At 72.5% G+C, this 22,602-nt stretch carries 20 protein-coding genes; 11 read left to right on the top strand and 9 right to left on the bottom strand.

Going from position 1 to position 22,602, the window contains the following annotated elements:
• Nucleotides 1-12: 12 nt before the first annotated feature.
• Nucleotides 13-1,119 carry a serine hydrolase domain-containing protein gene (locus Val02_RS09595; RefSeq protein WP_239152640.1) on the top strand — a complete coding sequence of 369 codons (1,107 nt, stop codon included), beginning with the start codon at nt 13-15 and terminating at the stop codon, nt 1,117-1,119.
• Between the two features lie 37 nt (nt 1,120-1,156).
• On the opposite strand, the gene Val02_RS09590 is transcribed toward Val02_RS09595, so the two are convergent.
• Entirely contained in the window at nt 1,157-4,048 is a 2,892-nt protein-coding gene (locus Val02_RS09590) for a M36 family metallopeptidase (RefSeq protein WP_239152638.1), read from the bottom strand.
• Between the two features lie 117 nt (nt 4,049-4,165).
• Here Val02_RS09590 and Val02_RS09585 point away from each other — a divergent pair, with 117 nt between their 5' ends.
• The 6 genes from Val02_RS09585 to Val02_RS09560 are packed head-to-tail and all read left to right on the top strand — an operon-like array spanning nt 4,166 to nt 9,962.
• Entirely contained in the window at nt 4,166-5,278 is a 1,113-nt protein-coding gene (locus Val02_RS09585) for an acetate/propionate family kinase (protein ID WP_203898597.1), read from the top strand.
• Nucleotides 5,278-7,341: a phosphate acetyltransferase gene (gene pta / locus Val02_RS09580; protein ID WP_203898596.1), complete on the top strand. Its 2,064-nt coding sequence runs from the start codon at nt 5,278-5,280 to the stop codon at nt 7,339-7,341. Before Val02_RS09585 ends, pta begins: the two co-directional genes overlap by 1 nt.
• 35 nt (nt 7,342-7,376) lie before the next feature.
• Nucleotides 7,377-7,799, top strand: a complete 423-nt coding sequence (locus tag Val02_RS09575; RefSeq protein WP_203898595.1) for a DUF6069 family protein — start codon at nt 7,377-7,379, stop codon at nt 7,797-7,799.
• A gap of 42 nt (nt 7,800-7,841) precedes the next feature.
• Complete coding sequence (locus Val02_RS09570; RefSeq protein WP_203898594.1) at nt 7,842-8,405, top strand: DUF998 domain-containing protein; 564 nt, start codon at nt 7,842-7,844, stop codon at nt 8,403-8,405.
• A 10-nt stretch (nt 8,406-8,415) separates the two neighbouring features.
• Nucleotides 8,416-8,760: a YciI family protein gene (locus Val02_RS09565; RefSeq protein WP_203898593.1), complete on the top strand. Its 345-nt coding sequence runs from the start codon at nt 8,416-8,418 to the stop codon at nt 8,758-8,760.
• Entirely contained in the window at nt 8,757-9,962 is a 1,206-nt protein-coding gene (locus tag Val02_RS09560) for an RNA polymerase sigma factor (protein WP_239152635.1), read from the top strand. Before Val02_RS09565 ends, Val02_RS09560 begins: the two co-directional genes overlap by 4 nt.
• Here Val02_RS09560 and Val02_RS09555 read toward each other — a convergent pair whose 3' ends face one another.
• The gene (locus Val02_RS09555) at nt 9,963-10,817 is read right to left on the bottom strand and encodes a hypothetical protein (protein ID WP_203898592.1); all 855 of its coding nucleotides are present in this window, start codon (nt 10,815-10,817) and stop codon (nt 9,963-9,965) included.
• Between the two features lie 46 nt (nt 10,818-10,863).
• Between Val02_RS09555 and Val02_RS09550 the strand changes: the two genes are divergently transcribed.
• The gene (locus tag Val02_RS09550) at nt 10,864-11,802 is read left to right on the top strand and encodes a ribose-phosphate diphosphokinase (protein WP_203898591.1); all 939 of its coding nucleotides are present in this window, start codon (nt 10,864-10,866) and stop codon (nt 11,800-11,802) included.
• 19 nt (nt 11,803-11,821) lie between these two features.
• On the opposite strand, the gene htpG is transcribed toward Val02_RS09550, so the two are convergent.
• Nucleotides 11,822-13,657 (bottom strand): molecular chaperone HtpG, encoded by a 1,836-nt coding sequence (gene htpG / locus Val02_RS09545; RefSeq protein ID WP_203898590.1) that lies wholly within the window; start codon nt 13,655-13,657, stop codon nt 11,822-11,824.
• Between the two features lie 40 nt (nt 13,658-13,697).
• Nucleotides 13,698-14,135 carry a MarR family winged helix-turn-helix transcriptional regulator gene (locus Val02_RS09540; protein ID WP_203898589.1) on the bottom strand — a complete coding sequence of 146 codons (438 nt, stop codon included), beginning with the start codon at nt 14,133-14,135 and terminating at the stop codon, nt 13,698-13,700.
• Nucleotides 14,136-14,223: 88 nt separating this feature from the next.
• Here Val02_RS09540 and Val02_RS09535 point away from each other — a divergent pair, with 88 nt between their 5' ends.
• Together Val02_RS09535 and Val02_RS09530 are read left to right on the top strand one after the other, a co-directional pair.
• Nucleotides 14,224-14,853, top strand: a complete 630-nt coding sequence (locus Val02_RS09535) for an FMN-dependent NADH-azoreductase (RefSeq protein ID WP_203898588.1) — start codon at nt 14,224-14,226, stop codon at nt 14,851-14,853.
• A 10-nt stretch (nt 14,854-14,863) separates the two neighbouring features.
• The gene (locus Val02_RS09530; RefSeq protein WP_239152634.1) at nt 14,864-15,805 is read left to right on the top strand and encodes a DUF3500 domain-containing protein; all 942 of its coding nucleotides are present in this window, start codon (nt 14,864-14,866) and stop codon (nt 15,803-15,805) included.
• Between the two features lie 107 nt (nt 15,806-15,912).
• On the opposite strand, the gene Val02_RS09525 is transcribed toward Val02_RS09530, so the two are convergent.
• Nucleotides 15,913-16,788 (bottom strand): alpha/beta hydrolase, encoded by an 876-nt coding sequence (locus tag Val02_RS09525; protein WP_203898587.1) that lies wholly within the window; start codon nt 16,786-16,788, stop codon nt 15,913-15,915.
• A gap of 26 nt (nt 16,789-16,814) precedes the next feature.
• Here Val02_RS09525 and Val02_RS09520 point away from each other — a divergent pair, with 26 nt between their 5' ends.
• Nucleotides 16,815-17,609: a metallophosphoesterase family protein gene (locus Val02_RS09520; protein ID WP_203898586.1), complete on the top strand. Its 795-nt coding sequence runs from the start codon at nt 16,815-16,817 to the stop codon at nt 17,607-17,609.
• A gap of 97 nt (nt 17,610-17,706) precedes the next feature.
• Here Val02_RS09520 and Val02_RS09515 read toward each other — a convergent pair whose 3' ends face one another.
• The 4 genes from Val02_RS09515 to Val02_RS09500 all read right to left on the bottom strand — a co-directional run bounded on the left by Val02_RS09515 (nt 17,707) and on the right by Val02_RS09500 (nt 22,501).
• On the bottom strand, nt 17,707-18,633 hold the full coding sequence (locus Val02_RS09515; RefSeq protein WP_203898585.1) for an ABC transporter permease: 927 nt from the start codon (nt 18,631-18,633) through the stop codon (nt 17,707-17,709).
• A gap of 79 nt (nt 18,634-18,712) precedes the next feature.
• Nucleotides 18,713-19,636, bottom strand: a complete 924-nt coding sequence (locus Val02_RS09510; protein ID WP_203898584.1) for an ABC transporter ATP-binding protein — start codon at nt 19,634-19,636, stop codon at nt 18,713-18,715.
• Nucleotides 19,637-19,655: 19 nt separating this feature from the next.
• The gene (gene aceB, locus Val02_RS09505; RefSeq protein ID WP_203898583.1) at nt 19,656-21,230 is read right to left on the bottom strand and encodes a malate synthase A; all 1,575 of its coding nucleotides are present in this window, start codon (nt 21,228-21,230) and stop codon (nt 19,656-19,658) included.
• Nucleotides 21,227-22,501, bottom strand: a complete 1,275-nt coding sequence (locus Val02_RS09500; protein ID WP_203898790.1) for a (Fe-S)-binding protein — start codon at nt 22,499-22,501, stop codon at nt 21,227-21,229. The genes aceB and Val02_RS09500 overlap by 4 nt, the downstream gene beginning before the upstream one ends.
• Nucleotides 22,502-22,602: the final 101 nt, after the last annotated feature.

Below are 22,602 nucleotides of genomic sequence, written 5' to 3'. Positions count from 1 at the left end.
GATGGAGGCACTGTGCAACTGAAGGAATTCTCGCTCCTGCGGGACGCGGACCGGCCGGGCGTCGCGCTGATCGACGACGGCGGGGAGGTGCACGTCGAGTGCCACGGCGCGGCCGGCGACGGGCCGATGCGCCGGGAGACGCCGTTCCGGATCGCGTCGCTGACCAAGCCGCTGCTCGCGGCCGTCGCGATGACGCTGGTCGAGGACGGCACGATCGCGCTGGACGATCCCGTCGAGCGCTGGCTGCCCGAGCTGGCCGACCGGCGGGTGCTGACCCGGGTCGACGGGCCGCTCGAGGAGACCGTGCCGGCGCGGCGGAGCGTCACCGTCGAGGACCTGCTGACGTTCCGGATGGGGCACGGGCTGATCCTCGACCCGGCGGGTGCCGACTACCCGGTGGTCCGGCGGGCGCTGGAGCTGCGGCTCACCCTCGCGCAGCCGTGGCCGCGCACGCCGCACGGGCCCGACGAGTGGCTGCGCCGGTTCGCCACCCTGCCGCTGGTGCGCCAGCCCGGCGAGACGTGGATGTACAACACCGGGTCCCTCGTGCTCGGCGTCCTCGTGTCCCGCGCGGCCGCCCGCCCGCTTCCGGACCTCATGGGGGAACGACTTCTGCGCCCACTGGGCATGGATCACACCGCGTGGCGGGTGCCGCCGCGGACGGCCGCCGCCCTTCCGCCGCACTACATCACCGATCCCGCGACGGGAGAACTCGTCGACCAGGCCGGCCCCGACGCCGAGGACTGGACGGCGGAGCCGGCGTTCCACTCGGGTGCCGCCGGGCTGGTGTCCACTGTGGACGACCTGCTGGCGTTCGCCCGGATGATGCGCGCGGGCGGGGCCGGCGTGCTGACGCCCGAGTCCGTCCGCGCGATGACGACCGATCACCTGACAGCGGCGCAGAAGGCCGACGGCGGCTTCGTCCTGAACGGCCTCGGCTGGGGCTACGGCCTCGCCGTCGACCCCGCGACGGGCCGCTACGGCTGGGACGGCGGCTACGGCACCGTCTGGTTCAACGACCCGCGCACCGGCCGGATCGGCATCCTCTGCACCCAGGTGAGCGACACCCTCTTCGACGGCACCCGGGAGGAGTTCGTGCGGCGGGTGACGGAGTCGTAGGACCCCGCCACCCGCACAGTGCCGGAAGGACCGGCTCCTAGAAGGCGAACGCCTCCACCTCGGAGATGCGTACGTGGTTGCGGTACTGGCTGTTGGCCGCGCAGTCCGTCGCCGCGTTCGGGTCGTTGTCCTGCTCACCGGCGTAGAGCGGGTTGCCCGTGCACTGGCTCGAGGCGACCTCGACCCGCAGGTGCGTGGCGAACGTCGGGAAGAAGCTGAACGACTTCACCGTCAGCTCGGGCGCCGCCGGGCGGAACTTCCCGGTGCCGAAGGCGTCCGACGGGCTGGTGTACACCGGCCGGTAGCCCGCGTCCGTGGTGCAGTCGGCGACCTTCGCGTTGCACGCGTACACCTTGAACGACCGCAGCGCGCTGAACCTGTTCTGCGGCTGGTTGTCCGGGTCGCCGGCGATCTGCGGGTGCAGCAGCGTGCTGACCGCCACGCGGCTCACCAACTGCGGCCGGTCCCCGGCGAGGTCGGCGGTGATCTTCTTGCCGGCGACCCCGTCGAGCGACGCCCAGTTGGTCGCCTCGGTGTCGTCACCCAGGGCCTCCGGGTGGATGCCGTCGCCGGACCAGGTGGCACCCGCCGCGGTCGAGGCGAGGTTGCGCGGCAGGTAGACCGGCAGTGTCCACTTGAGACCCGGCACCACCACGATGGGGAACTTCCGGTGCCCGAACCCGGCACCCGCCACGGTCACGGTGTACACGCCCGGGACGATCTCGAACGTGTCCGGGGTGGCCGTCGCCGGATCGGTGTCCGCGATCGGCGTCACCCGTGCCTCGTAGTCGCCGATGTACAGCTTGACGACGGCGTCCGAGGCGTCGCCGAACGGCTTGAGCGTGATGGTGCCGTTGCGCGCGTGGTCCGAGGCGAAGCTCGGCACCGGGTCGCCGTCGTTCGGCCCGCTGGTGGCGCCCCGGCCCATGCCCGACTCGGCGAACGCGTTCCACAGGATGTCCTGGTTGGCGCCGCCGAAGCGGGCCCGGTCGGCCGCGAGCACGTTGTCGCGCATGTCCAGCATGCTGAACTGGCTGCCGGCCTGCAGCAGGAACGAGTCGAACGTGAGCTGCACCCAGCGCCGGTTGCCCGGGCACTGCTCGACCGGCACCGCGCCGGCGGCACAGCGTTCCTGCAGCGCGGCGTCGCCCTTGCCGTACCGCTTGAGGAACGCGTCGCGGATGCGGTGGTTCGTCGCCGACCAGATCTCCCCGTCGGCGTGCACCTGCACACCCACCAGGTCGTAGCCGACGTCGGAGTAGTTGAGCGGGCTGCGGCTGGCGTCGTAGTTGCGGATGCCGCGTTGGGTGTTGCCGGTGACGTAGCCGCCGGTGACGTAGGGCGTGTCGCCGACCGGCTTGATGCCGTGCTCGTACATGTACTCCATGGCCATCAGGTCGCCCCAGGACTCGCCCATGGCGCCGCCCTGCTGCGAGCCGATGCCGGTGTTCGGGCCGGCGATCATGCGGTTGGTGATGGCGTGCGTGTACTCGTGCCCGATCACCGACATGTCGTAGTCGCCGTCCACGCAGGGCGGGTAGCTGCCACCGGCGCTCGGCTGCCACAGGTACATGTTCGTCGTCGGGGGGAGCCCGTCGCGGCCGGTGCTCTGGTTGGCGTTGTTACGCGACCCGGAACGCGCACCGGACTGCGCGCGCCCCTGCTCGGGGTCGTTGCCGAGGCCGGTCCCGGACGGGTTCACGACCTGCATGTTCCACGCCGACTCGGTGAACCCGAGGACGTACGCCCAGTCGTGCATGCGGTTGTGCATGGCGAACAGGTTCGCGACGGCCGCGTCGGCGTCGTTGCGGGTCGCCGACTCGTACACCGTCGGGTCGCACTTGGACTGGTGCCACTGGTCGGTGAACGGGTACGTGTAGTCGCGGGTGGCGCTCGGCGTCGCCGGGAACGACGCGCTGCCGCCGCCCCACAGCACCGTGTTGGTGGCCGAGTTGCCCGACGTCGTGTTCGTCGGCACGCCGGTGGCGATGTTGACGTCCCACGCCTTGCCGGTGGCCGGGTCGGAGACGGTGCGCACGCAGCCGGCCGCGGCCGTGTGGCACCAGGTGACCCGCGGGTCGACGCCGGGTGCGAGCGCGGCCGGCGGGGTGCCCGGGAAGACCGCCCACTTCGGGTTGTCGGAGTCGAAGTCGACCTGGTCCTCGCGCAGCAGCACCTCACCGGTGCGCGCGTCGACGTAGGTCGTGTACGAGACGGGTTCGTCGCCGTCGGTGCTCGACAGGGTCACCGCGTACGCCGTGCGCGGGCCGGCGAGCGGCGTCGGCACCGCCACCACGCTCACGTCCGGCACGTCCACCCGGACGCCACCGGGCAGTGCCGCCTCCCTGACGGCCGCGTCCACCGCCTGCTGGGCGGCGATCGTCGCCGGCTCCGGCGCGCGGGTGTCGCGGGACAGCGAGGACGTCACGCGGATCACCGAGCCGCCGCCGACCAGCACGGTCACCAGGCCGTCGTGCCCGGCCGGCAGGTCGCCGAAGCGCTGCCGCAGCGTCACCACCGTAGCCGCGCCGAGCGGCCGCACGAGGAGGCGTTCCATCGACGCGACGGCCGCCTCGTCGAGGCCGAACAGGTCCCGGTTGGCCACCAGGTAGGCGCGCGCCGCGGCCTCCGGGTCGGCCGGCAGGCCGGTCGCCAGCGCCTCGCCCGTGCCGAGCGCCACCGGCGAGCCCAGCGTGTTGAAGCGCACGCCCGCCGTCGCGGCGCCGCGGCGGGCCGCGTCCGGTGCGGCCGTTCCGACCCGGTAGTCCCGGTCGCGCGCCGCGTGCTCGTCGTGCGCGGCCGGCGGCTCGGCCGGTGCGCCGGGTTGCGCCACCGCCTGCTGCCCGGGCAGCACCGCCATCGAGGCCACCACCGCCATCACGGTCCCGGCGACGAGGGTCGCCCGTCGCCTTCTCCTACCAACGTGCACGGTTTTGCCCCCTCCAATGACACATGTGGATGCATCACTACTTGAGAGGCCGGGAGCGGCGCAAGGAATCTCGGGTCACCGGGCAGCGGCGCAGGGGACGGGATAGGGTGTGCGAACGTGACCAGCCCGCCCGTCCTCGTCCTGAACAGCGGCTCCTCCTCGGTCAAGTACCGCCTCTTCGGAGGAGATGAGAAGAGGGGCACCGTCGAGCGGATCGGCGAGCCGGGCGGCGTCCCCGATCACGCCACCGCCCTGCGGCAGATCGCCGACGAGGTGGGTCTCGCCGACCTCGACCTGCGCGCCGTGGGACACCGCGTCGTGCACGGCGGGACGAGATTCCGCGCGCCGACGGTGGTCGACGACGAGGTGCTGGCCGCGCTCAAGGAGCTGTCCCCGCTCGCGCCGCTGCACAACCCGGGCAACGTCACCGGGATCGAGGTGGCCCGCGCGCTGCGCCCCGACGTGCCGCACGTGGCGGTCTTCGACACGGCCTTCCACGCGACGCTGCCGGAGTACGCGGCGACCTACGCGCTGGACCGGGAGGTCGCCGCCGAGCACGGGATCCGGCGGTACGGCTTCCACGGGACGTCGCACCGGTACGTCGCCGCACGCACCGCCGAGCTCCTCGGCCGGCCGGTCACGCGGCTGAACACCATCGTGTTGCACCTGGGCAACGGCGCCAGCGCGACCGCCGTCGCCGGTGGGCGCAGCGTCGACACGTCGATGGGGTTCACGCCGTTGGAGGGGCTGGTCATGGGGACCCGGCCGGGTGATGTCGACCCCGGCGCACTGGTGTACCTGGCGGCACGCGGCCTTGACAGCACGACCGTCGACACGCTTCTCCAGAAGCGCAGCGGCCTCAAGGGGCTGACCGGCGACAACGACCTGCGCGAGGTGCTGGCCCGGCGGGCCGCCGGCGACCCGGCCGCGACGCTGGCGTTCGACGTGTACTGCTACCGGATCCGCAAGTACGTGGGCGCCTATCACGCCGTGCTCGGGCGGCTGGACGCGATCGCGTTCACGGCCGGGGTCGGCGAACACTCGGCCGAGGTGCGGGCCGGCGCGCTCGACGGGCTCGCGATGTGGGGCATCGAGGTCGACCCGGCGCGCAACGCCGGCCACGCGCCCGTCATCTCGCCGGACGGCGCCCGGGTCAGCGTGTGCGTCGTGCCGACCGACGAGGAACGCGCGATCGCGGAGGAAACGCTCGCCCTGCTGGAGGAGAGCTGATGGCACGGGGAATCTACGTGACGGGCCTGGGCCGGCGCGGCGGCAAGTCCACGGTGGCGCTCGGCGTCTGCGAACTGCTCTCCCGGCGGGTGGCGCGGCTGGGGGTGTTCCGCCCGCTGGTGGCCGACACCGGCGACGACCCGCTGCTGGACCTGCTGCGCGAACGCTACCGGCCCGACCTGCCGGCCGGGAGCGTGCACGGCGTGAGCCTCGCCGAGGCCGTCGCGATGGTGGCCGACGGCAAGCGCGAGGAACTGGTCGCCCGGCTCGTCGAGCGGTACCGCGAGCTGGAACGGCACTGCGACGCGATCGTCGTCGTCGGCAGCGACTTCGAGGAGGCCGCCGCCGGCTCCCACGACGGGCTGCACCGGGAGTTCGCGTTCAACGCCCGGCTGGCGAACGAGTTCGGGTGCGTGGTCGTCGCCGTCGTCAACGGGGCCGGCGGCACCGCGGCCTCCGTGGAGGCGTCGGCGCGCAGCGCCCTGCACGGGCTCACCGACCTGGGGGCCACCGTCGCGGCGGTCGTCGCGAACCGGGTCCCCGAGGGCGTCGAGCCGCCCGCGCTGGGCGTTCCCACCTATGTCCTGCGGGAGACGGCGACGCTGGCGGCGCCGACGGTGGCCGAGGTGGCGGCGGCCCTGGGCGCCAAGGTCGTCTCCGGGGACGACGCGGCGCTGGAACGCGACGTGCGCGACTTCGTCGTCGGCGCGGCGCAGGTGCCGCTCGTGCTCGACCACGTGACCGACGGGGCGCTGATGATCACGCCGGGCGACCGGGCCGACCTGCTGCTGGCGCTGGCGGCGGCGCACGCGGCCGGCGAGCTGAACCCGTCCGGCGTGGTGCTGACGCTCGGTGTGCCGACGGACCCGCGCGTGCTGCGCGTCGTGGCGCGGCTCTCGGCCGACCTGGCGGTGCTCGCGGTCGAGGGGGCCAGCTTCGAGACGATCGCCAAGGCGACGCGGCTCGCGGGCCGCCTGAGCCCGGGCCGCCCGCGCAAGGTGGAGACGGCGCTCGGCGTCTTCGAGGACGGCGTCGACACCGGGGAACTGGCCGGCTGCCTCGACGTGACCCGCTCGACCCGGGTGACGCCGATGATGTTCGAGTACGAGCTCATCGACCGGGCCCGGGCGCAGCGCCGCCGCCTCGTGCTGCCCGAGGGCACCGACGACCGGATCCTGCGCGCCGCCGAGATCTGCTGCCGGCGGGGCGTCGCCGACCTGACCCTGCTCGGCCCCGAGGCCGACATCCACCGGCGCGCCCGCGAACTCGGCCTCGACCTCGGCGGGGTGTCCATTGTGGACCCGGCGACGAGCGAGTGGCGCGAGGAGTTCGCGGCGACCTACGTGGAACTGCGTAGGCACAAGGGGATCGCCCCCGATCTGGCGAGGGACCTGGTGCGCGACGTGAACTACTTCGGCACCCTGATGGTCCACAGTGGACGCTCCGACGGCATGGTCAGCGGCGCCGCGCACACGACGGCCGCCACCATCCGGCCCGCGTTCGAGATCATCCGAACGTCTCCCGGCGTGGCCGTCGCCTCCAGCGTCTTCCTGATGCTGCTCGCCGACCGCGTGCTCGTCTACGGCGACTGCGCCGTCAACCCGGACCCGAACGCGGAACAGCTCGCCGGCATCGCGCTCTCCTCCGCCGACACGGCCGCCCGCTTCGGCATCGAACCGCGCGTGGCGATGCTGTCGTACTCGACCGGCACCAGCGGCGCCGGCGCCGACGTGGAGAAGGTCGCGGCGGCCACGGCCCTGGTCCGCGAACGCCGCCCGGACCTGCCCGTCGAGGGGCCGATCCAGTACGACGCGGCGATCGACCCGGCCGTGGCGGCGACGAAGCTGCCGGAGAGCCCGGTCGCGGGGCGCGCCACGGTCTTCGTCTTCCCCGACCTCAACACCGGCAACAACACGTACAAGGCGGTGCAGCGCTCGGCCGGTGCGGTGGCGGTGGGGCCGGTGATCCAGGGCCTGCGTAAACCCGTGAACGACCTCTCGCGCGGCGCCACCGTCAAGGACATCGTCAACACCATCGCGATAACGGCCATCCAGAGCGCTTGACCTCAACGTTGCGTGAGGTTCTTGGATCGGACCTCATGACGACAACGATTCTTCCTACCCGTTCCGGACTGGTGTGGTGGCAGGCGATCCCGCTCGGGGCCGCCCTCGCCGCCGCGCTCAACCTGATCGTCCTCGGGATCGCCACCGCCGCCGGCGCCGAGCTGGTGATCCGCCAGGAGGGCTCGCCCGATCACGAGATCGTCGCCGGCGGGGTGCTGTTCAGTTCGGTCGTGCCGCTGGTCATCGGTACCGGGCTGGCCGTCCTGCTGGCGCTGGCGTGGCGCGGGTTCCTGCGGTTGGCGCAGGTGCTCGGCGGCGGGTTCGGCATCCTGTCGGCGTTCGGGCCGCTGCTGAGTGCGCCGGACACCGGCACCAAGGTCGGGCTGGCCCTGATGCACGTCGTGGTCGGCCTGGCCGTGATTCTCACGATGGAGTTGATCATTCGTAAAAAATCTTGATGGAACGTGTCGAAGCGCGGCCGTCCCGTTCGAGACCCGGGTATGAGAACTTACCTGGGCGTGATCGCCGGACCGTTCTACCTGATCGTGAGCGTGGCGCAGGGGGTGCTGCGGGAGGGGTTCGACTTCTCGCGGCACCCCTGGAGCGCACTGGCCAACGGCCCGAACGGCTGGATCCAGACCGCCAACCTCATCCTGACCGGCCTGATGGTGGCCGGGTTCGCGGGCAGCCTCGACGGGTGGACCCGACGGCTGATCGGCGCCTACGGGGTGAGCCTCGTGGGTGCCGGCGTCTTGCGGGCCGACCCGGTGCCGGGTTTCCCGCCGGGCACCACCGGGGCGACCGTGAGCTGGCACGGGATGCTGCACCTCGCGGTGGGCGGCATCGGATTCCTGTGCCTGGTCGCGGCGTGTCTCGTCGTGGGGCGGCGGTCGGCCGGGGGCTTCCGCGCCTTCTCCTACCTGACCGGGGTGGTGTTCCTGGCCGGGTTCGCGGGGATCGCGTCGGGCTCCACGGCGCTGGTCGTGCCGTTCACGGTCGCGGTGGTGCTGGTGTGGGCGTGGCTTTCCACGCTTGCCCTGCGTCGCGTCACGCGGGAAGGCTAGGGTCCGGACCATGCGCTACCTGGTACTGCTCAAGGCGTCGCGGGCGAGCACCCCGCCGCCGCCCGACCTGATGGCGGCCATCATGAAGCTCGGCGAGGACGCCACCCGTTCGGGGGCGCTGGTCGACACCGCCGGGCTGCTGCCGAGCGCCGCGGGCGCCACCGTCACGCTGCACGACGGGAAGATCGACGTGACCGACGGGCCGTTCGCCGAGGCCAAGGAGATGATCTCCTACGCCATCTACGACGTGCGGGCCAAGGAGGAGGCCGTCGAGTGGACCAACCGGTTCATGAAGCTGCACCGCGACCTCTGGCCGTCCTGGGCGGGTGAGGCCGTGGTCCTGCAGGTGATGTGAGCGTCCACGCGGCGGTCGAGGCGGTCTGGCGGATCGAGTCGGGCCGCCTCGTGGCGCAGCTCGCGCGCGTCACCGGCGACGTCGGGCTGGCCGAGGAACTGGCGCAGGACGCCCTCGTCGCCGCCCTCGAGCAGTGGCCGTCCCGCGGGATCCCCGACGACCCCGGGCCGTGGCTCATGGCGGTCGCCAGGCACAAGGCGGTCGACGGTTTTCGCCGGCGGGCGACGTTCCACCGGAAAATGGCGGAGATCGGCCGCGAGACACCGGCGTGGGTCGACCTCGACGAGCCCGATCTCGACGACCACATCGGCGACGACCTGCTGCGCCTGATCCTCACCGCGTGCCACCCGGCCGTGGCCGTGGAGGGGCAGGTCGCGCTGGTGCTCAAGACGCTCGGCGGGCTGAGCACGGCGGAGATCGCGCGGGCGTTCCTCGTGCCGGAGCCGACCGTGGCGCAGCGGATCGTGCGGGCGAAGCGGGCGCTGCGCGGCGTGGAGTTCACGGTGCCGGCGCCCGTCGACCGGCTGCCCGCGGCGCTCAAGATCGTCTACCTGATCTTCAACGAGGGCTACGCGGCGACCGCCGGCGACGACTGGATGCGGCCGTCCCTCTGCCAGGAGGCCCTGCGCCTCGGCCGTCTCCTCGCCGGGCTCGTGCCGGGCGCGGCCGAGGTGCACGGCCTGGTGGCCCTGATGGAACTGCAGGCCTCGCGCACCGCCGCCCGCACCGACGCCGACGGCGCGCCCGTCCTGCTGCCAGACCAGGACCGGCGGCGCTGGGACCGGCTGCTGATCCGGCGCGGCCTCGCCTCGCTCGCCCGTGCCGAGGAGATCAGCGCGGTCGGGCCGTACACGCTGCAGGCCGCGATCGCCGCGTGCCACGCGCGGGCGTTGCACCCCGAGGAGACCGACTGGGAGCGGATCGCGGCGCTGTACCGGGTGCTGGTGCACGTTCAGCCCTCGCCGATCGTGGAACTGAACCGGGCGGTCGCGGTCGGGATGGCCACCGGCCCGCTCTCCGGCCTCGCCGTCGTCGAACCGCTGGCCGCTTCGCTCGACGGATACGCGCTGTTCCACGCGGTGCGGGGTGACCTGCTGGAGCGGCTCGGCCGGGACGCGGAGGCCCGCGCGGCGTTCGGGCGCGCGGCGGCCCTCACCAGGAACGAACGCGAGCGCGCCCTCTTCACCGCCCGGGCCTCATGATCAGTCCTCGCGGCGGATGCGCTCCAGCGTGCGCACGAGCGACCTCGCCCACGGCGTGTCCGGGACCTCGCCGACGCGCTCACCTGCCACGGGCCGCAGGCGACCGCTCGCCAGGAACTCCTCGCGCGCCCGGACCGCCCGGGCGGCCAGCGCCACCGGATCCGCGGCCGGGTCGTACACCGCGGCCCACACGTCCCACTCCACCGCGAGCATCGTCGACACCCACGCCGGCAGCGTCCCGCCGTCGTCGAACCAGTCGATGAAGGCCGCCCGCGCCATGCAGGTGGTCTCGTGCAGCAGCCGCGAGAACGGGGCCGCGTGCGGATCGAGGTACTGCGGCACCGGATCGCCGACCGGTGGCAGCCCGACCGCCTCGAACAGGATCCACCGCAGGTAGTGCATGTCCCGGGGACCGGGCACCGTGACCACCCGGGTCAGCAGCCCGGGGTCGGCGGTCAGCCCACCGGCCGCCGCCCAGCCGGTCAGCTCGGCGACGACGTCCTCGGGCGGCCGGCCCACCGGCACCGGATCGTGCTTGTACACGCCGCACGCCTCGCGCACGTCCGGCAGGTGCGAACATCCGCTCGCGCCGCCCGGCAGCGCCGTCTGCAACTGGATGCAGTCCCCGCCGCTGACGAACACCGCCAGCACCGGCGCACCCGTCGAGGCCGCCACCGCGTCGGCCGCCGCCGCGAAATCCGGCGGGTCCCCGAAGCTGTTGCTGGTCTCCAGCACTTGCCAGCCGTCGCCGAGGGCGAACAGTCGGTGATGGCGGAACCCGAACCGGTCCACCTCCCCGACCCGCGGCAGCGGCACCGGCGCGCGTGCCACGAGGGTCGTCCAGAAGCCTCCCACGAGGCGGGAGCGTAGCGGCCGTCCGGCGTTTTCTAGAATTCGGACCATGCGTGACATCGCGGTCTTCAGCGGCAGCGCCCACCCCGACCTGGCCACCGAGATCTGCGAAAACCTGGGCGTGCCCCTGCTGCCGACCAGGATCTCCCGCTTCGCCAACGACTGCCTGGAGGTCCAGCTCCAGGAGAACTGCCGCGGCCGGGACGTGTTCCTCATCCAGCCGCTCGTCCCGCCCGTGCAGGAGCACCTGGTCGAACTTCTCCTGATGCTCGACGCCGCGCGCGGGGCCAGCGCCGGCCGGATCACCGTGGTGATGCCGCACTACGCGTACGCGCGCAGCGACAAGAAGGACGCCCCGCGCATCTCCATCGGCGGGCGGCTCGTCGCCGACCTGCTGCAGACGGCGGGAGCCGGCCGGATCCTGGCGATGACGCTGCACTCGCCGCAGGTGCACGGCTTCTTCAGCGTGCCCGTCGATCACCTGCACGCCCTGCGCGAACTGGCCGGGCACTTCCGCCGGTTCGACCTCTCCGACGCCGTGGTGGTCTCTCCGGACCTCGGCAACGCCAAGGAGGCGGCGGCGTTCGCGCGGCGGCTGGGCGTGCCCGTGGCGGCCGGGGCGAAGCAGCGCTTCTCCGACGACCGCGTGGTCATCTCGACGGTGATCGGCGAGGTGGCGGGGCGGGACGTGATCGTGCTGGACGACGAGATCGCCAAGGGCAGCACGGTGTTCGAACTGCTCGACCGCCTGCGCGAGCAGAAGGTGCGCAGCGTGCGGGTCGCCTGCACGCACGGCCTGTTCGCGTCGAAGGCCCTCGAGCGGCTCTCCGCCGAGGAGGACATCGCCGAGATCGTCTGCACCAACACGGTCCCGATCCCCGCGGAGAACCGCACCGACAAGCTCACGGTCCTGAGCGTCGCCCCCGCGCTGGCGGAGGCGATGCGCAGGATCCACAACGGCGAGTCGGTCAGCGCCCTCTTCGCCTGACCGACCCGCCGCGGGGCGGTCAGAGGGCCGAGGCCAGCCGGCCGGCCAGGATGCGGGTGAAGCGCGCCGGGTCGGTCAGGTCGCCGCCCTCGGCGAGCAGGGCCATCCCGTACAGCAGCTCGGCCGTCTCGGCGACCGCCTCGGCGGAGGCGTCCGCCTTGTGCGCCTCGCGCAGGCCGGTGACCAGCGGGTGGGTCGGGTTGAGCTCCAGGATCCGCTTGACCGGCGGCAGTTCCTGGCCCATGGCCCGGTACATCTTCTCCAGCGTCGGCGTCATGTCGTGCGCGTCGCCGACCACGCACGCCGGCGAGGTGGTGAGCCGCGACGAGAGCCGCACCTCTTTCACGTTGTCGGCGAGGGCGGTCCCCATCCAGGTCAGCAGCGGGTCGAACGACTCGTCCTTCGGCGCGTCGGAGCCCAGGTCCACCTGCCCCTTCGCGATCGACTTGAACTCCTTGCCGTCGTACGCGGGGACCTGCTCGACCCAGACCTCGTCCACCGGGTCGGTGAGGATCAGCACCTCGTAACCCTTGTCCCGCAACGCCTCCATGTGCGGCGAGTTCTCGATCATCGAGCGGGACTCGCCGGTCATGTAGTAGATCTCGGTCTGCCCCTCCTTCATGCGCTCGACGTACTCCTTGAGCGTGGTGTCCCCGTGGGTGGACGTCACGCGCAGCAGCTCCAGGAGGGTGTCGCGGTTGTCGGTGTCGTCGAGCAGCCCCTCCTTGAGCGCCCGGCCGAACTCCCCCCAGAACGTCCCGTACTTCGACGCGTCGGCCGCCTGGAGGTCCTTGAGGGTGGTGAGCACCTTCTTGACCAGCCGCCGCCGCACGACCCGGATCTGGCGGTCCTGCTGGAGGATCTCGCGGGAGATGTTCAGCGAGAGGTCGTGCGCGTCGACGACGCCCTTGACGAAGCGCAGGTACTGCGGCATCAGCGCCTCGCAGTCGTCCATGATGAACACCCGCTTGACGTACAGCTGCACGCCGCGCTTGCCCTCGCGCATGAACAGGTCGAAGGGCGCCCGCGCCGGGACGAACAGCAGCGCCTCGTACTCGAACGTCCCCTCGCCGCGCATGTGGATCGTCTCGAGCGGGTCGGTCCAGTCGTGGCTCAGGTGCTTGTAGAACTCGTTGTACTCGGACTGCTCGACCTCGGAACGCGGGCGCGCCCACAGCGCCTTCATCGAGTTGAGCGTCTCGTCACCGAGCCGGATCGGGTGGGCGATGAAGTCCGAGTACCGCTTCACGATCGAACGGATCGTCGCCTCGTCGGCGTAGTCGTGCAGGTTGTCCTCGGCGTCGGCGGGCTTGAGGTGCAGCGTGACCGCTGTCCCCTGCGGCGCGTCCGCGACCTCGGAGATCTCGAACGTGCCCTCGCCGGCGGACTCCCAGCGGGTGCCGCCCTCCTCGCCCGCGCGCCGCGTCACCAGCGTGACCCTGTCCGCCACCATGAACGACGCGTAGAACCCGACGCCGAACTGCCCGATGAGCTCCTGCGAGGCGGCCGCGTCCTTGGCCTCGCGCATCGCCTTGAGCATCTCGGCGGTGCCGGACTTGGCGATGGTGCCGATCAGCGACACCACCTCGTCGCGGGACATGCCGATGCCGGTGTCGCGCACGGTCAGCGTGCGGGCCTCGGCGTCCAGCTCGATCGCGATGTGCGGATCGTCGAGCGACACCTTCAGGTCCTTGTCGCGCATCGACTCCAGGCGCAGCTTGTCGATGGCGTCCGAGCTGTTGGAGATCAGTTCCCGCAGGAAGATGTCCTTGTTCGAGTAGATCGAATGGACCATCAGCTGCAACAACTGGCGCGCCTCGGCCTGGAACTCCAGCGTCTCGACCCCGGTGCTCACGACTTCCCTCCCGACTACGGTTACGTCGCGAAAAGGATACTCAGGGTTCCCGAGCGGCGAGTACCTTCCCCAGCGCCGACGCGACCGTGGCGGCCTCGCGGGCGGTCATCCGCGACGTGAAGTGCTTCTCGATGCCGCGCAGGTAGGTCGGCGCGGCGGTGCGGAACCGTCGCTTCCCGGCCTCGGTCAGCGCCGCGTAGGCGGAGCGCCGGTCCTGCGGGTTGGCCTCGCGGGTGACGAGGCCGGCGCGGGCCAGTTCGTCGACGACGCGGCTGACCCTGGAGCGGCTCACCACGGCCACCCGGCCCAGCTCGCCGAGCGTGAGCCGCCTGCCCGGCGCGTGATACAGCTCCAGCAGAACGTCGTACCAGGTAAGCGGCAGGTTGTGCGCGGCCTGCAGCTCCTGGTCGAGCACGGGCACCAGGGCCGCGTGCACCCGCATGAGCGCCGCCCAGGCGGCCGGGTCCGTGTCGGTCATCACTCCACGCTAGCAAAGCTTGTGCGTGCGCACGCATCGGAGTAGGAATGTGTGTGCGCACGCACCTACATTTGTCTGGGAGGCAGTCATGTCAACGCTTCTGCACATCTCCGCGTCGCCGCGCGGTGAGCGTTCGGAGTCGCTCGCGATCGCGGGCAGCTATGTCGAGGCGCTGCGCGAGCACGCCGGCGAGGTCGACGTGAGCCATTGGGACCTGTGGGACGGCACGCTGCCGGCGTTCGGACCGGATGCCGCCGCCGCCAAGATGGCCGTGTTCGCCGGCGAGGAGCCCACCGGTGCCGCCGCCGAGGCGTGGCGGGCGGCGATCGCGGCGTTCCGCCGGTTCGACGCGGCCGACCGGTACCTGTTCAGCGTCCCGATGTGGAACGCGGGCGTGCCGTACATCCTCAAGCAGTTCATCGACGTGGTGAGCCAGCCGGGGCTGGTGTTCGGGTTCGACCCCGTCGAGGGGTACCGCGGCCTGCTGACCGGCAAGAAGGCGGTCGTCGTGTACACCAGCGCGGTGTACGGGGACGGGCGCGGGCCGGCGTTCGGCGCCGACTTCCAGGCGCCGTTCGTGGAGGGGTGGCTGCGCTGGGCCGGCATCGAGGAGATCGAGACCGTGCAGTTCCGGCCCAACCTCGCCACCGCCGACGCGGAGTCCGGCCGGCGTGCCGCCCACGCGCGAGTCCGGGAGATCGCCAAGACGTTTGCGTAGTGTGGGCCGCATGGGAAGCGGACCGGCGATGCGCGACGCCGTGCGGGCACTGCTCGCGGCGCTGCCCGAGGAACGGCGTCACGAGGTGGCCCGGCCGTTCGACGACCCGCGGCGGCGCTGGATGGACTACCGGCCGCGGCCGCGCCCCGGGCTCACGCTCGGCGCGCTCGGCCCGGCCGGGCGCAAGCTCGCGCACCGGCTCCTCGCGACGGCGCTGCGCCCGCCCGCCTACGCGCAGGCGATGGCGGTCGTCGCCCTGGAGGAGGTGCTCGACCGCGCCGAGGGCTGGGCGCGCGGCCGGCACAGCGACGACTACGCGGTCGTGGTGTTCGGGGATCCGGACGGCGACGCGCCCTGGTCGTGGCGCTTCGAGGGGCACCACCTGTCGCTGACGATGACGCTCGACGGCGACACGGTGGCGCCCGCGCCGCTCTTCCTGGGCGCCAACCCGGCCCGCACCGACCTCGCCGGGCATCCGGTGCTGCGGCCGTTCGCGCCCGAGGAGGAGCTGGCGTTCGCGTTGCTTTCGGCCATGGGCCCGGCCGGGCGGGCCGAGGCGATCGTCTCCGACACCGCGCCGGACGACGTCCACAGTGGACCGTTCCCCGGACCGGACCCCGGGCCGCTCCCCCGCGGCGTGGCCGCCTCCCGCCTCGACCGGCCGGCGCGGGAGCTGTTCGACCGGCTGCGCGACGTGTACCTGGACCGCCTGCCGCCCGACCTCGCCGACGCCGAACGGCAGCGGCTCGACGGCGACGACCCCGCGTTCGCGTGGGAGGGCGCGCCCCGCCCCGGGGTCGGCCACTACTACCGGATCACGGGGCGGGACCTGCTCATCGAGTACGACAACCGGGACAACGACGCCAACCACGCGCACACCGTGCTGCGCCGGCCGGACGGCGAGTTCGGCGCGGACCTCATCGCCGCCCACCGGGCCCGCGACCCGCACTGAGCGCGGGGGCTACCAGGCGAAGGCGCCGCCGGTGGCGGCGCACGGGCAGAAGCTGGTGCTCTGCACGGCGACGCCGGGCAGCCCGTCCGCGGAGTCCCCGCGCCTGCTCAGCGTGGTGGGGCCGCAGTGGCCCGGCGCATGAACTCCGCCGTCGCGTCCACCGCCCGGGTGACGTACGGCTCGCGGTCGTAGAGGTCGACGTGCTCCCGCGCGTCCAGCCAGAGGATCTCCTTCGGGCCGGCGGCGTTGTCGTGCATGAGCTTCGCCAATTCGGGTGAACAGTACGCGTCGACCGTGCCGTGCACGATCAGCAGCGGCGTCTCGCCCAGCAGCGGCGCGGCGCCCAACGCGTCGAACGTCATCAGCGAGTGCAGCGAGCCGCGGGTGACCCTGTTCTCCCAGTGTGCCGAGGCCGAACGCGCGGTCCCGTAGTACGACCACGGCTCGTCGCCGCCCATCGCGGCCGTTCCCCCGTCCGGCGCCACGGCCGGCAGGTAGCCGTCGTAGTCGGCGATGAACGACGCGAGGGCCCCGCGATATCCGGCGATCCCGGACTGTTCGGCGAACCAGGCCGGGCTGTTGTACGCGCCGGCGACCCCCGCGACCGCCCGCACCCGCGGATCCAGCGCGGCGGCCTTCACCGCGTACCCGCCGCCGAGACAGATGCCGACCAGCCCGATCCGCCCGGCGTCCACGTCGGGCCGGGCGGCCAGCGTCGACACCGCGGCGCGCAGGTCCGCCAGCTTGCCCTGGCTGTCCTCGTGGCCGCGCCGGCCGCCGCTCTCCCCGAAGCCCCGGTGGTCGAACGCCAGCGTCACGAAGCCCGCCCCGGTGAGCCCGGCGGCGTACCGGCCGGTGACCTGGTCCCGCGTACCGGTGAACGGGCCGGTCAGCGCGACCGCGGGAAACGGGCCGTCACCTGCGGGTACCCGTAATGTGCCGACCAGTTCGACGTCGTCGGCGGTGAATCGAAGATCGCTCATGTCGCTTTCCCTTTATGGTTGGGGGCGTGCGTCTGCTGTCCACCAACCCGGAGCCCGTCACTTCTCTTCCCTATCGGCAGGCGCGGCGCGGTGGCGGCACCGAGCATGTGCTCCTTCCGGTGGAACGGCTGTGCGTCGACGCCGTTCCGGCGGGGTGCGACGCCGTGCTCGTGACGAGCGATCTGCAGGGGGTGGCGCCGTCGCCGTTCGGCGGGCCGCCGGTGCTGCTCGGGGTGGCGTTCGCCGAGCATCTGCGGATCTGGGCCGACGCCGGTCTGATCCCCGCGCCCGAACGCCTCGGCGTGGTGCTCGCCGGCGACCTGTACTCCGCGCCGACCGCCGACGTGCGGGGCGCCTCGGGGGCGGTCGACGACGTGTGGCTGGCGTTCGCGGCGGCCGGCTGCCCGGTGGTTCTCGGCGTGGCCGGCAACCACGACATCATCCCGCCCGCTGGGCTCGGCGACCTGGGCCCGGGTACGGAGCTGCTCGACGGCACGTGGACGGACGCGGGCGGCGTGCGCTTCGCCGGTGTCGGCGGGGTGATCGGTGACCCGCGCCGGGCCGACCGCCGCGCCGAACGCCCCCACCTCGACGGCATCGCCGCGGTGCTGAAACAGGACCCGGACGTGCTGGTGCTGCACGAGGGGCCGGCCGGGGCGCAGCAGGCGCAGCACGGCAACGCGCGGATCAACGCGACGATCGCCGAACGCCCACCGCCGCTCACGATCTGCGGCCACGTCCACTGGCACCGGCCGGTCGCCCGCCTGGCCGGGGGCCACGTGTTGAACGTCGACTCCCGCGCGATGCTCCTGACGCCGTAAGGCGCTGCGCCGATCTTGCAGTTGTGGTGGGGACATCGCGGGGCGAAATCGGGCACGCCGGGCGCCACAACTGCAAGATCGCCGCGGGGAGGTCCCGTCAGGCGACGCGGACTCCCGAGGGGACGGTCCGGGCCGGCGTGCGCAGGCGGTGCCGCGCGAGCGCCAGCCCACCGGCACCGAGCAGCAGGTCGAACCCGAGCCCGTACGGCCACACCGGCGGATCGATCACGCGCCGGTCGAAGTCCCGCGCCCCCGGCGGGCGACGCAACTCCCGCACCGAGGTGCTGAGCTGGTGCAGCATGTCGTCGTCCGACCCGCGGCGAACCACCGGCTGCGGCGCGGCGTCGGCGATGATCACGAACGGGTTGGGCGCGAGCGTCCCCCACACCAGGTCCTCGCGGCTCGCACCGTCCCGGCCGGAGATCATCACCACCGACAGCGCGAACACCAGCGGCGTGCCGACCAGCAGGGCGAACACCGTCAGGTAGGACATCATCGTCGACGTGGTCCCCCGGGCCAGCGCCGCCGACAGGCCCAGCGACACCGCGCAGACCACGCCGATGAGCAGCCCCACGACCAGCACCACGGTGACCGCGCGCAGGGCGCCGACGCCCTCCACCACCGTCCACGCCACGGCCGGCAGCGTCACGCCGAGCGCAGCGAGCCCGACCAGCCACCCGGCGAACAGCTTGCCCAGCGCGATGTCGGTGGCCGACAGGGTCGTCACCTGGAGCAGCGCGAGGGTGCCGCGTTCGCGGTCGCCGTTGATCGACTGGGCGGTGAGCGCCGGGCTGATCAGCAGCACGAGCGTCAGCACGAAGAACATCAGCAGGCCGAACATGCCCGGACCGACCCGGTCGGCGCAGTTGGCGCAGTCGGTCGACGGCTGATAGGCGAGGTACGCGGAGAACGCCACGCAGCCGACCAGCGCCGCCCAGGCCGCGAAGAGCCACTGCCACCGCCCGGTGCGCAGCCGCACCCGGAACTCGTGCGCCACCACCAGCCGCACCCCGTACCAGCTCATGCCCCCGGCTCGCTTCGCTCACCGGCGCCACGAGCCTCAAACGCACAGCGCCCCACGATTCGCTCCCGCAAGCGTCCGCTCATGCCGCGTGCTCTTCGGTGAGGGCGAGGTACGCGGTCTCCAGCCCGGAGCCGACCGGCTGGAACGCCACCACCCGCACCCCGGCACCCACGAGCGCCGTGAGCAGGTCGGCCGCCGCCTCCTCGGACAGCGGCGGCACCTCGATGCCCGCGTCGCCGGAGGAGATGTCCGTGTAGCCGAGGTCGCCGAGCGCGCGCACCAGCGGCTCCGGGTGGAGCGCGCGGATCCGCCACGGCCGCTGCGTCGCGGCGGACAGCTCCGCCACGTCGTACTCGCCGGTGCAGCGCCCCCCGGAGATGAACGCGACGCGGTCGGCGATCTCCTCCAGTTCGCCCAGGATGTGGCTGGAGACGACGACCGCGACCCCGGACTCGGCCAGGGCGCGCAGGGTGTCGCGCAGGTCGACCCGGGAACGCGGGTCGAGCCCGGCGGCCGGCTCGTCCAGCAAAAGCACCCGCGGCCCGTGCAGCAGCGCCCGGCCGAGCGCGAGCCGCTGCTTCTGCCCGCGGGACAGGGTGTGCACCGGCTGGCCGGCGAGGTCCTCCAGGCGCCCGGCGACGAGCGTCTCGTCGATCCGCTGCTGCGCCACCTTGGGCGTCAGGCGGTAGGCGCGGGCCGTGAAGTCGAGATACTCCCGCACGGTGAGCTGGTCGTAGAGGCCGAAGACGTCCGGCATCCAGCCCATCCGGGCCCGAACGCCCAGCGGGTCCGTGGCCGGGTCGATCCCCGCGACGCGCACGTGCCCCGCGTCCGGGGCGAGCAGCGTCGCGAGGATCAGCAGCAGCGTGGTCTTACCGGCACCGTTGGCCCCGACGAGCCCCGTGACCTGCCCGTACGGCACGGTCAGATCGAGCCCTCGCAATGCCTGGGTGGGCCCGAACGCCCGGTCCACGCCGCGCGCCGATACACCGACTTCGTCCATAGACCGCACAGCATAGATGTCAGAGGAGATCGTAGGCGGCGAGCGTCAGGAACTCGGGCAGTTCGTCGCCGAGAGCCACCCGGACGAAGACGTCGCGGGTCTCCTCGGGACGGCCGGCCTTCCACACCTCGTCGCCCACCTCCGCGTGGATGCGGGCGGTCTCCTCGTCGAGGATGCGGGTGACGAGTTCGCGGGTGATCGGTGTGCCGTCGGGCAGCGTGACGCCGTGGCGGATCCAGTGCCACACCTGCGAGCGGGAGATCTCCGCCGTGGCGGCGTCCTCCATGAAGTTGTTGATGCCGGCCGCGCCCCGCCCGCTCAGCCAGAACGAGATGTACTGGAACGCCACGCTGACGTTGTTGCGCAGCCCCGCCTCCGTCACCTCGCCCGGGGTGGCACCGGCGGCCAGCAGGTCGGCGGCGGTCGTGGTCACGTCCTCGCGCAGCCGCTCGATCTGGTTCGGACGGTCGCCGAGCACCTCGTCGAAGGCGCCCTTGGCGACGGAGACCACGTCGGGGTGGGCGACCCAGGTGCCGTCGAAGCCCGCTCCCGCCTCGCGGCGCTTGTCGGCCTGAACGGCGTCGATCGCCCGCTGGTTCGCCTCGGGATCCTTGCGGGAGGGGATCAGCGCGGCCATCCCACCCATGGCGAACGCCCCGCGCCGGTGGCAGGTGGCGACGAGGAGTTCGGTGTAGGCGCGCATGAACGGCACCGTCATCGTGACGGCCGAGCGGTCGGGCAGCACGAAGTTCGGGTCGTCCTTGTAGGACTTGATCATCGAGAAGATGTAGTCCCAGCGGCCGGCGTTGAGGCCGTACGAGTGCTCGCGCAGCTCGTACAGGATCTCCTCCATCTGGAACGCCGCGGGCAGCGTCTCGATCAGCACCGTGGCCCGGATGGCGCCGCGGTCCAGGGAGAGGGCGTCCTCGGTGTGCGTGAACACGTCGTTCCACAGCCTGGCCTCGAGATGGTGCTCCATCTTCGGCAGGTACAGGTACGGCCCGGAGCCGCGTTCGAGCAGCCGCCGTCCACAGTGGAACAGGAAGAGCCCGAAGTCGACCAGCGCACCGGACACGGCCTCGTCGCTGTCGTCCAGGAGATGCTTCTCCGGCAGGTGCCAGCCGCGCGGGCGCACCAGCAGCGTGGCCGGAGTGTCCACCAGGGAGTAGTGCCGGCCGTCGGAGGAGTCGTAGGTGATGGTGCCCTCGACGGCGTCGATCAGGTTGACGTGCCCCTCGATCTGGTTGACCCAGGTGGGGCTGTTGGCGTCCTCGAAGTCGGCCATGAAGCCCTTGGCGCCGGAGTTCAGCGCGTTGATGACGAGTTTGCGGTCGGTCGGGCCGGTGATCTCGGTGCGGCGGTCGGCGTAGTCCGCGCGCGGCGGCGCGACCGTCCACTGTGCACTGCGGATGCTGGCCGTCTCGGGCAGGAAGTCCGCCGGCGCCGGCCGGCTCCGGCGCGCCTCCAGCAGTTCCAGCCGCCGGAAGTTGAACCGCTCGTGCAGGCCCTCGACGAACGCCAGCGCCTCGGGGGTCAGCACCTCCTCCCGTGCCCGGGCGGACAGGGCCGGGGAATCGGGATAGCGCAGGCTCATCGGACAGCAGCTCCTCGGATCGACGCGTCGAGCAATGTCATCGGGTGGTACACCGGGATCGGGCGGGGCAGGTGCGCGGTGATCTGCAGGGCGCAGCCGGGGTTGGCCGCGGCGATCGCGGTGGCCCCGGTCGCCAGCAGATTGTCCGCCTTCCGCTTGCCCAGTTCGGCCGCCGCCGCCGGCTTCGTGAGATTCCAGATGCCGGCCGAACCGCAGCACAGCTCCCACTCGCGCGGTTCGACGAGGGTCAGTTCCGGTACGGCGCCCAGCAACTCCCGCGGCTCCCGCCGCACCTTCTGCGCGTGCGCGAGGTGGCAGGCGTCGTGGTACGCGACGGTCATCGGCAACGGATGCCGGGGCGCCTGCGCGGGATGTGCCGCCAGCACCTCGTGGATGTCGCGCACCTTGGCGGAGAAGGCCGCGGCGCGCTCCCTCCACTGTGGATCGTCGGCGAACAGGTGCCCGTACTCCTTCATGGCCGAGCCGCAGCCGGCGACGTTCACGGCGATGGTGTCGTAGCCCTCGTAGGCGGCGATGACCTCCTTCGCCGACGCGGCGGCCGTCTCCTCGTAGCCGCTGTGCAACGGCAGGGCGCCGCAGCAGCGAGGCTTGCGCGGGGCGTGCACCTCCCACCCCTCCGCGGCGAGAACGCGCACCGTCGCCGCGTTGACGTCGCCGAAGAAGACCCGCTGCAGGCAGCCCTGCAGGAACGCGACCTTCCCCCGCGGGGAGACGCCCGCCGCCGGCTTCGTCACCGCGGGCAGCCGGGACACGGCGGCCGAGAGCGGGACCGGCGGCGCGAGTGTCAAGAGTGGACCGAGCCGGGTCCTCCGGAGCGGCGTGCGGGCCAGCAGGCGACCGATCGCCACCCCGGGCACCATCGCGCGCAGCCGTCCGGGATGGGTGAAGAGCGCGAAAACGGCGCCGCGGAACCACTTCTCGCGGCGGGTGCGCGGGCCGTTGCGTTCGAGCTGCGGGCGGACCTGCTCGATGAGCCGGTCGTACTGCACGCCCGAGGGGCACGCCGTCACGCACGCCATGCAGCCGAGGCAGTTGTCGAAGTGCTCGACCATCTGCGGGGAGATCGCGGGCTCGTCGTGGCCGACGCGCATGAGCACGATGCGGCCGCGCGGCGAGTCCATCTCGGTGCCGAAGACGTTATAGGAGGGGCACGTCGTCAAGCAGAATCCACAGTGGACACAGTCCTTGATGAGCTCCGGATCCGGCGGCCGATGGCTGTCCCAAGCCGGCCCATGCTGCCCGCCCGACATCGGGCCGCCGCCGGAGGCGCCGCCTTCCCTCGTCGCTCCGGTCGCTCCGCTCCCTGCGCTCCTCAGTCCGGGCGGCGCCGCGTCGTCCCGATGCGGGCTCA

Source organism: Virgisporangium aliadipatigenens (genome assembly GCF_016863615.1).
GTDB classification, from domain to species: domain Bacteria; phylum Actinomycetota; class Actinomycetes; order Mycobacteriales; family Micromonosporaceae; genus Virgisporangium; species Virgisporangium aliadipatigenens.
The sequence above is the reverse complement of the archived record's forward strand: the minus strand, read 5'-3'. Positions and strand labels throughout refer to the sequence as shown.

What these genes read in the sequence shown, in the direction of transcription:
- pta (WP_203898596.1), top strand. Translation starts at nt 5,278, where the DNA reads ATGGCACGGGGAATCTACGTGACGGGCCTGGGCCGGCGCGGCGGCAAG.
- Val02_RS09575 (WP_203898595.1), top strand. Translation starts at nt 7,377, where the DNA reads ATGACGACAACGATTCTTCCTACCCGTTCCGGACTGGTGTGGTGGCAG.
- Val02_RS09570 (WP_203898594.1), top strand. Translation starts at nt 7,842, where the DNA reads ATGAGAACTTACCTGGGCGTGATCGCCGGACCGTTCTACCTGATCGTG.
- Val02_RS09565 (WP_203898593.1), top strand. Translation starts at nt 8,416, where the DNA reads ATGCGCTACCTGGTACTGCTCAAGGCGTCGCGGGCGAGCACCCCGCCG.
- Val02_RS09550 (WP_203898591.1), top strand. Translation starts at nt 10,864, where the DNA reads ATGCGTGACATCGCGGTCTTCAGCGGCAGCGCCCACCCCGACCTGGCC.
- Val02_RS09540 (WP_203898589.1), bottom strand. Translation starts at nt 14,135, where the DNA reads ATGACCGACACGGACCCGGCCGCCTGGGCGGCGCTCATGCGGGTGCAC.
- Val02_RS09535 (WP_203898588.1), top strand. Translation starts at nt 14,224, where the DNA reads ATGTCAACGCTTCTGCACATCTCCGCGTCGCCGCGCGGTGAGCGTTCG.
- Val02_RS09530 (WP_239152634.1), top strand. Translation starts at nt 14,864, where the DNA reads ATGGGAAGCGGACCGGCGATGCGCGACGCCGTGCGGGCACTGCTCGCG.
- Val02_RS09525 (WP_203898587.1), bottom strand. Translation starts at nt 16,788, where the DNA reads ATGAGCGATCTTCGATTCACCGCCGACGACGTCGAACTGGTCGGCACA.
- Val02_RS09515 (WP_203898585.1), bottom strand. Translation starts at nt 18,633, where the DNA reads ATGAGCTGGTACGGGGTGCGGCTGGTGGTGGCGCACGAGTTCCGGGTG.
- Val02_RS09510 (WP_203898584.1), bottom strand. Translation starts at nt 19,636, where the DNA reads ATGGACGAAGTCGGTGTATCGGCGCGCGGCGTGGACCGGGCGTTCGGG.
- aceB (WP_203898583.1), bottom strand. Translation starts at nt 21,230, where the DNA reads ATGAGCCTGCGCTATCCCGATTCCCCGGCCCTGTCCGCCCGGGCACGG.
- Val02_RS09500 (WP_203898790.1), bottom strand. Translation starts at nt 22,501, where the DNA reads ATGTCGGGCGGGCAGCATGGGCCGGCTTGGGACAGCCATCGGCCGCCG.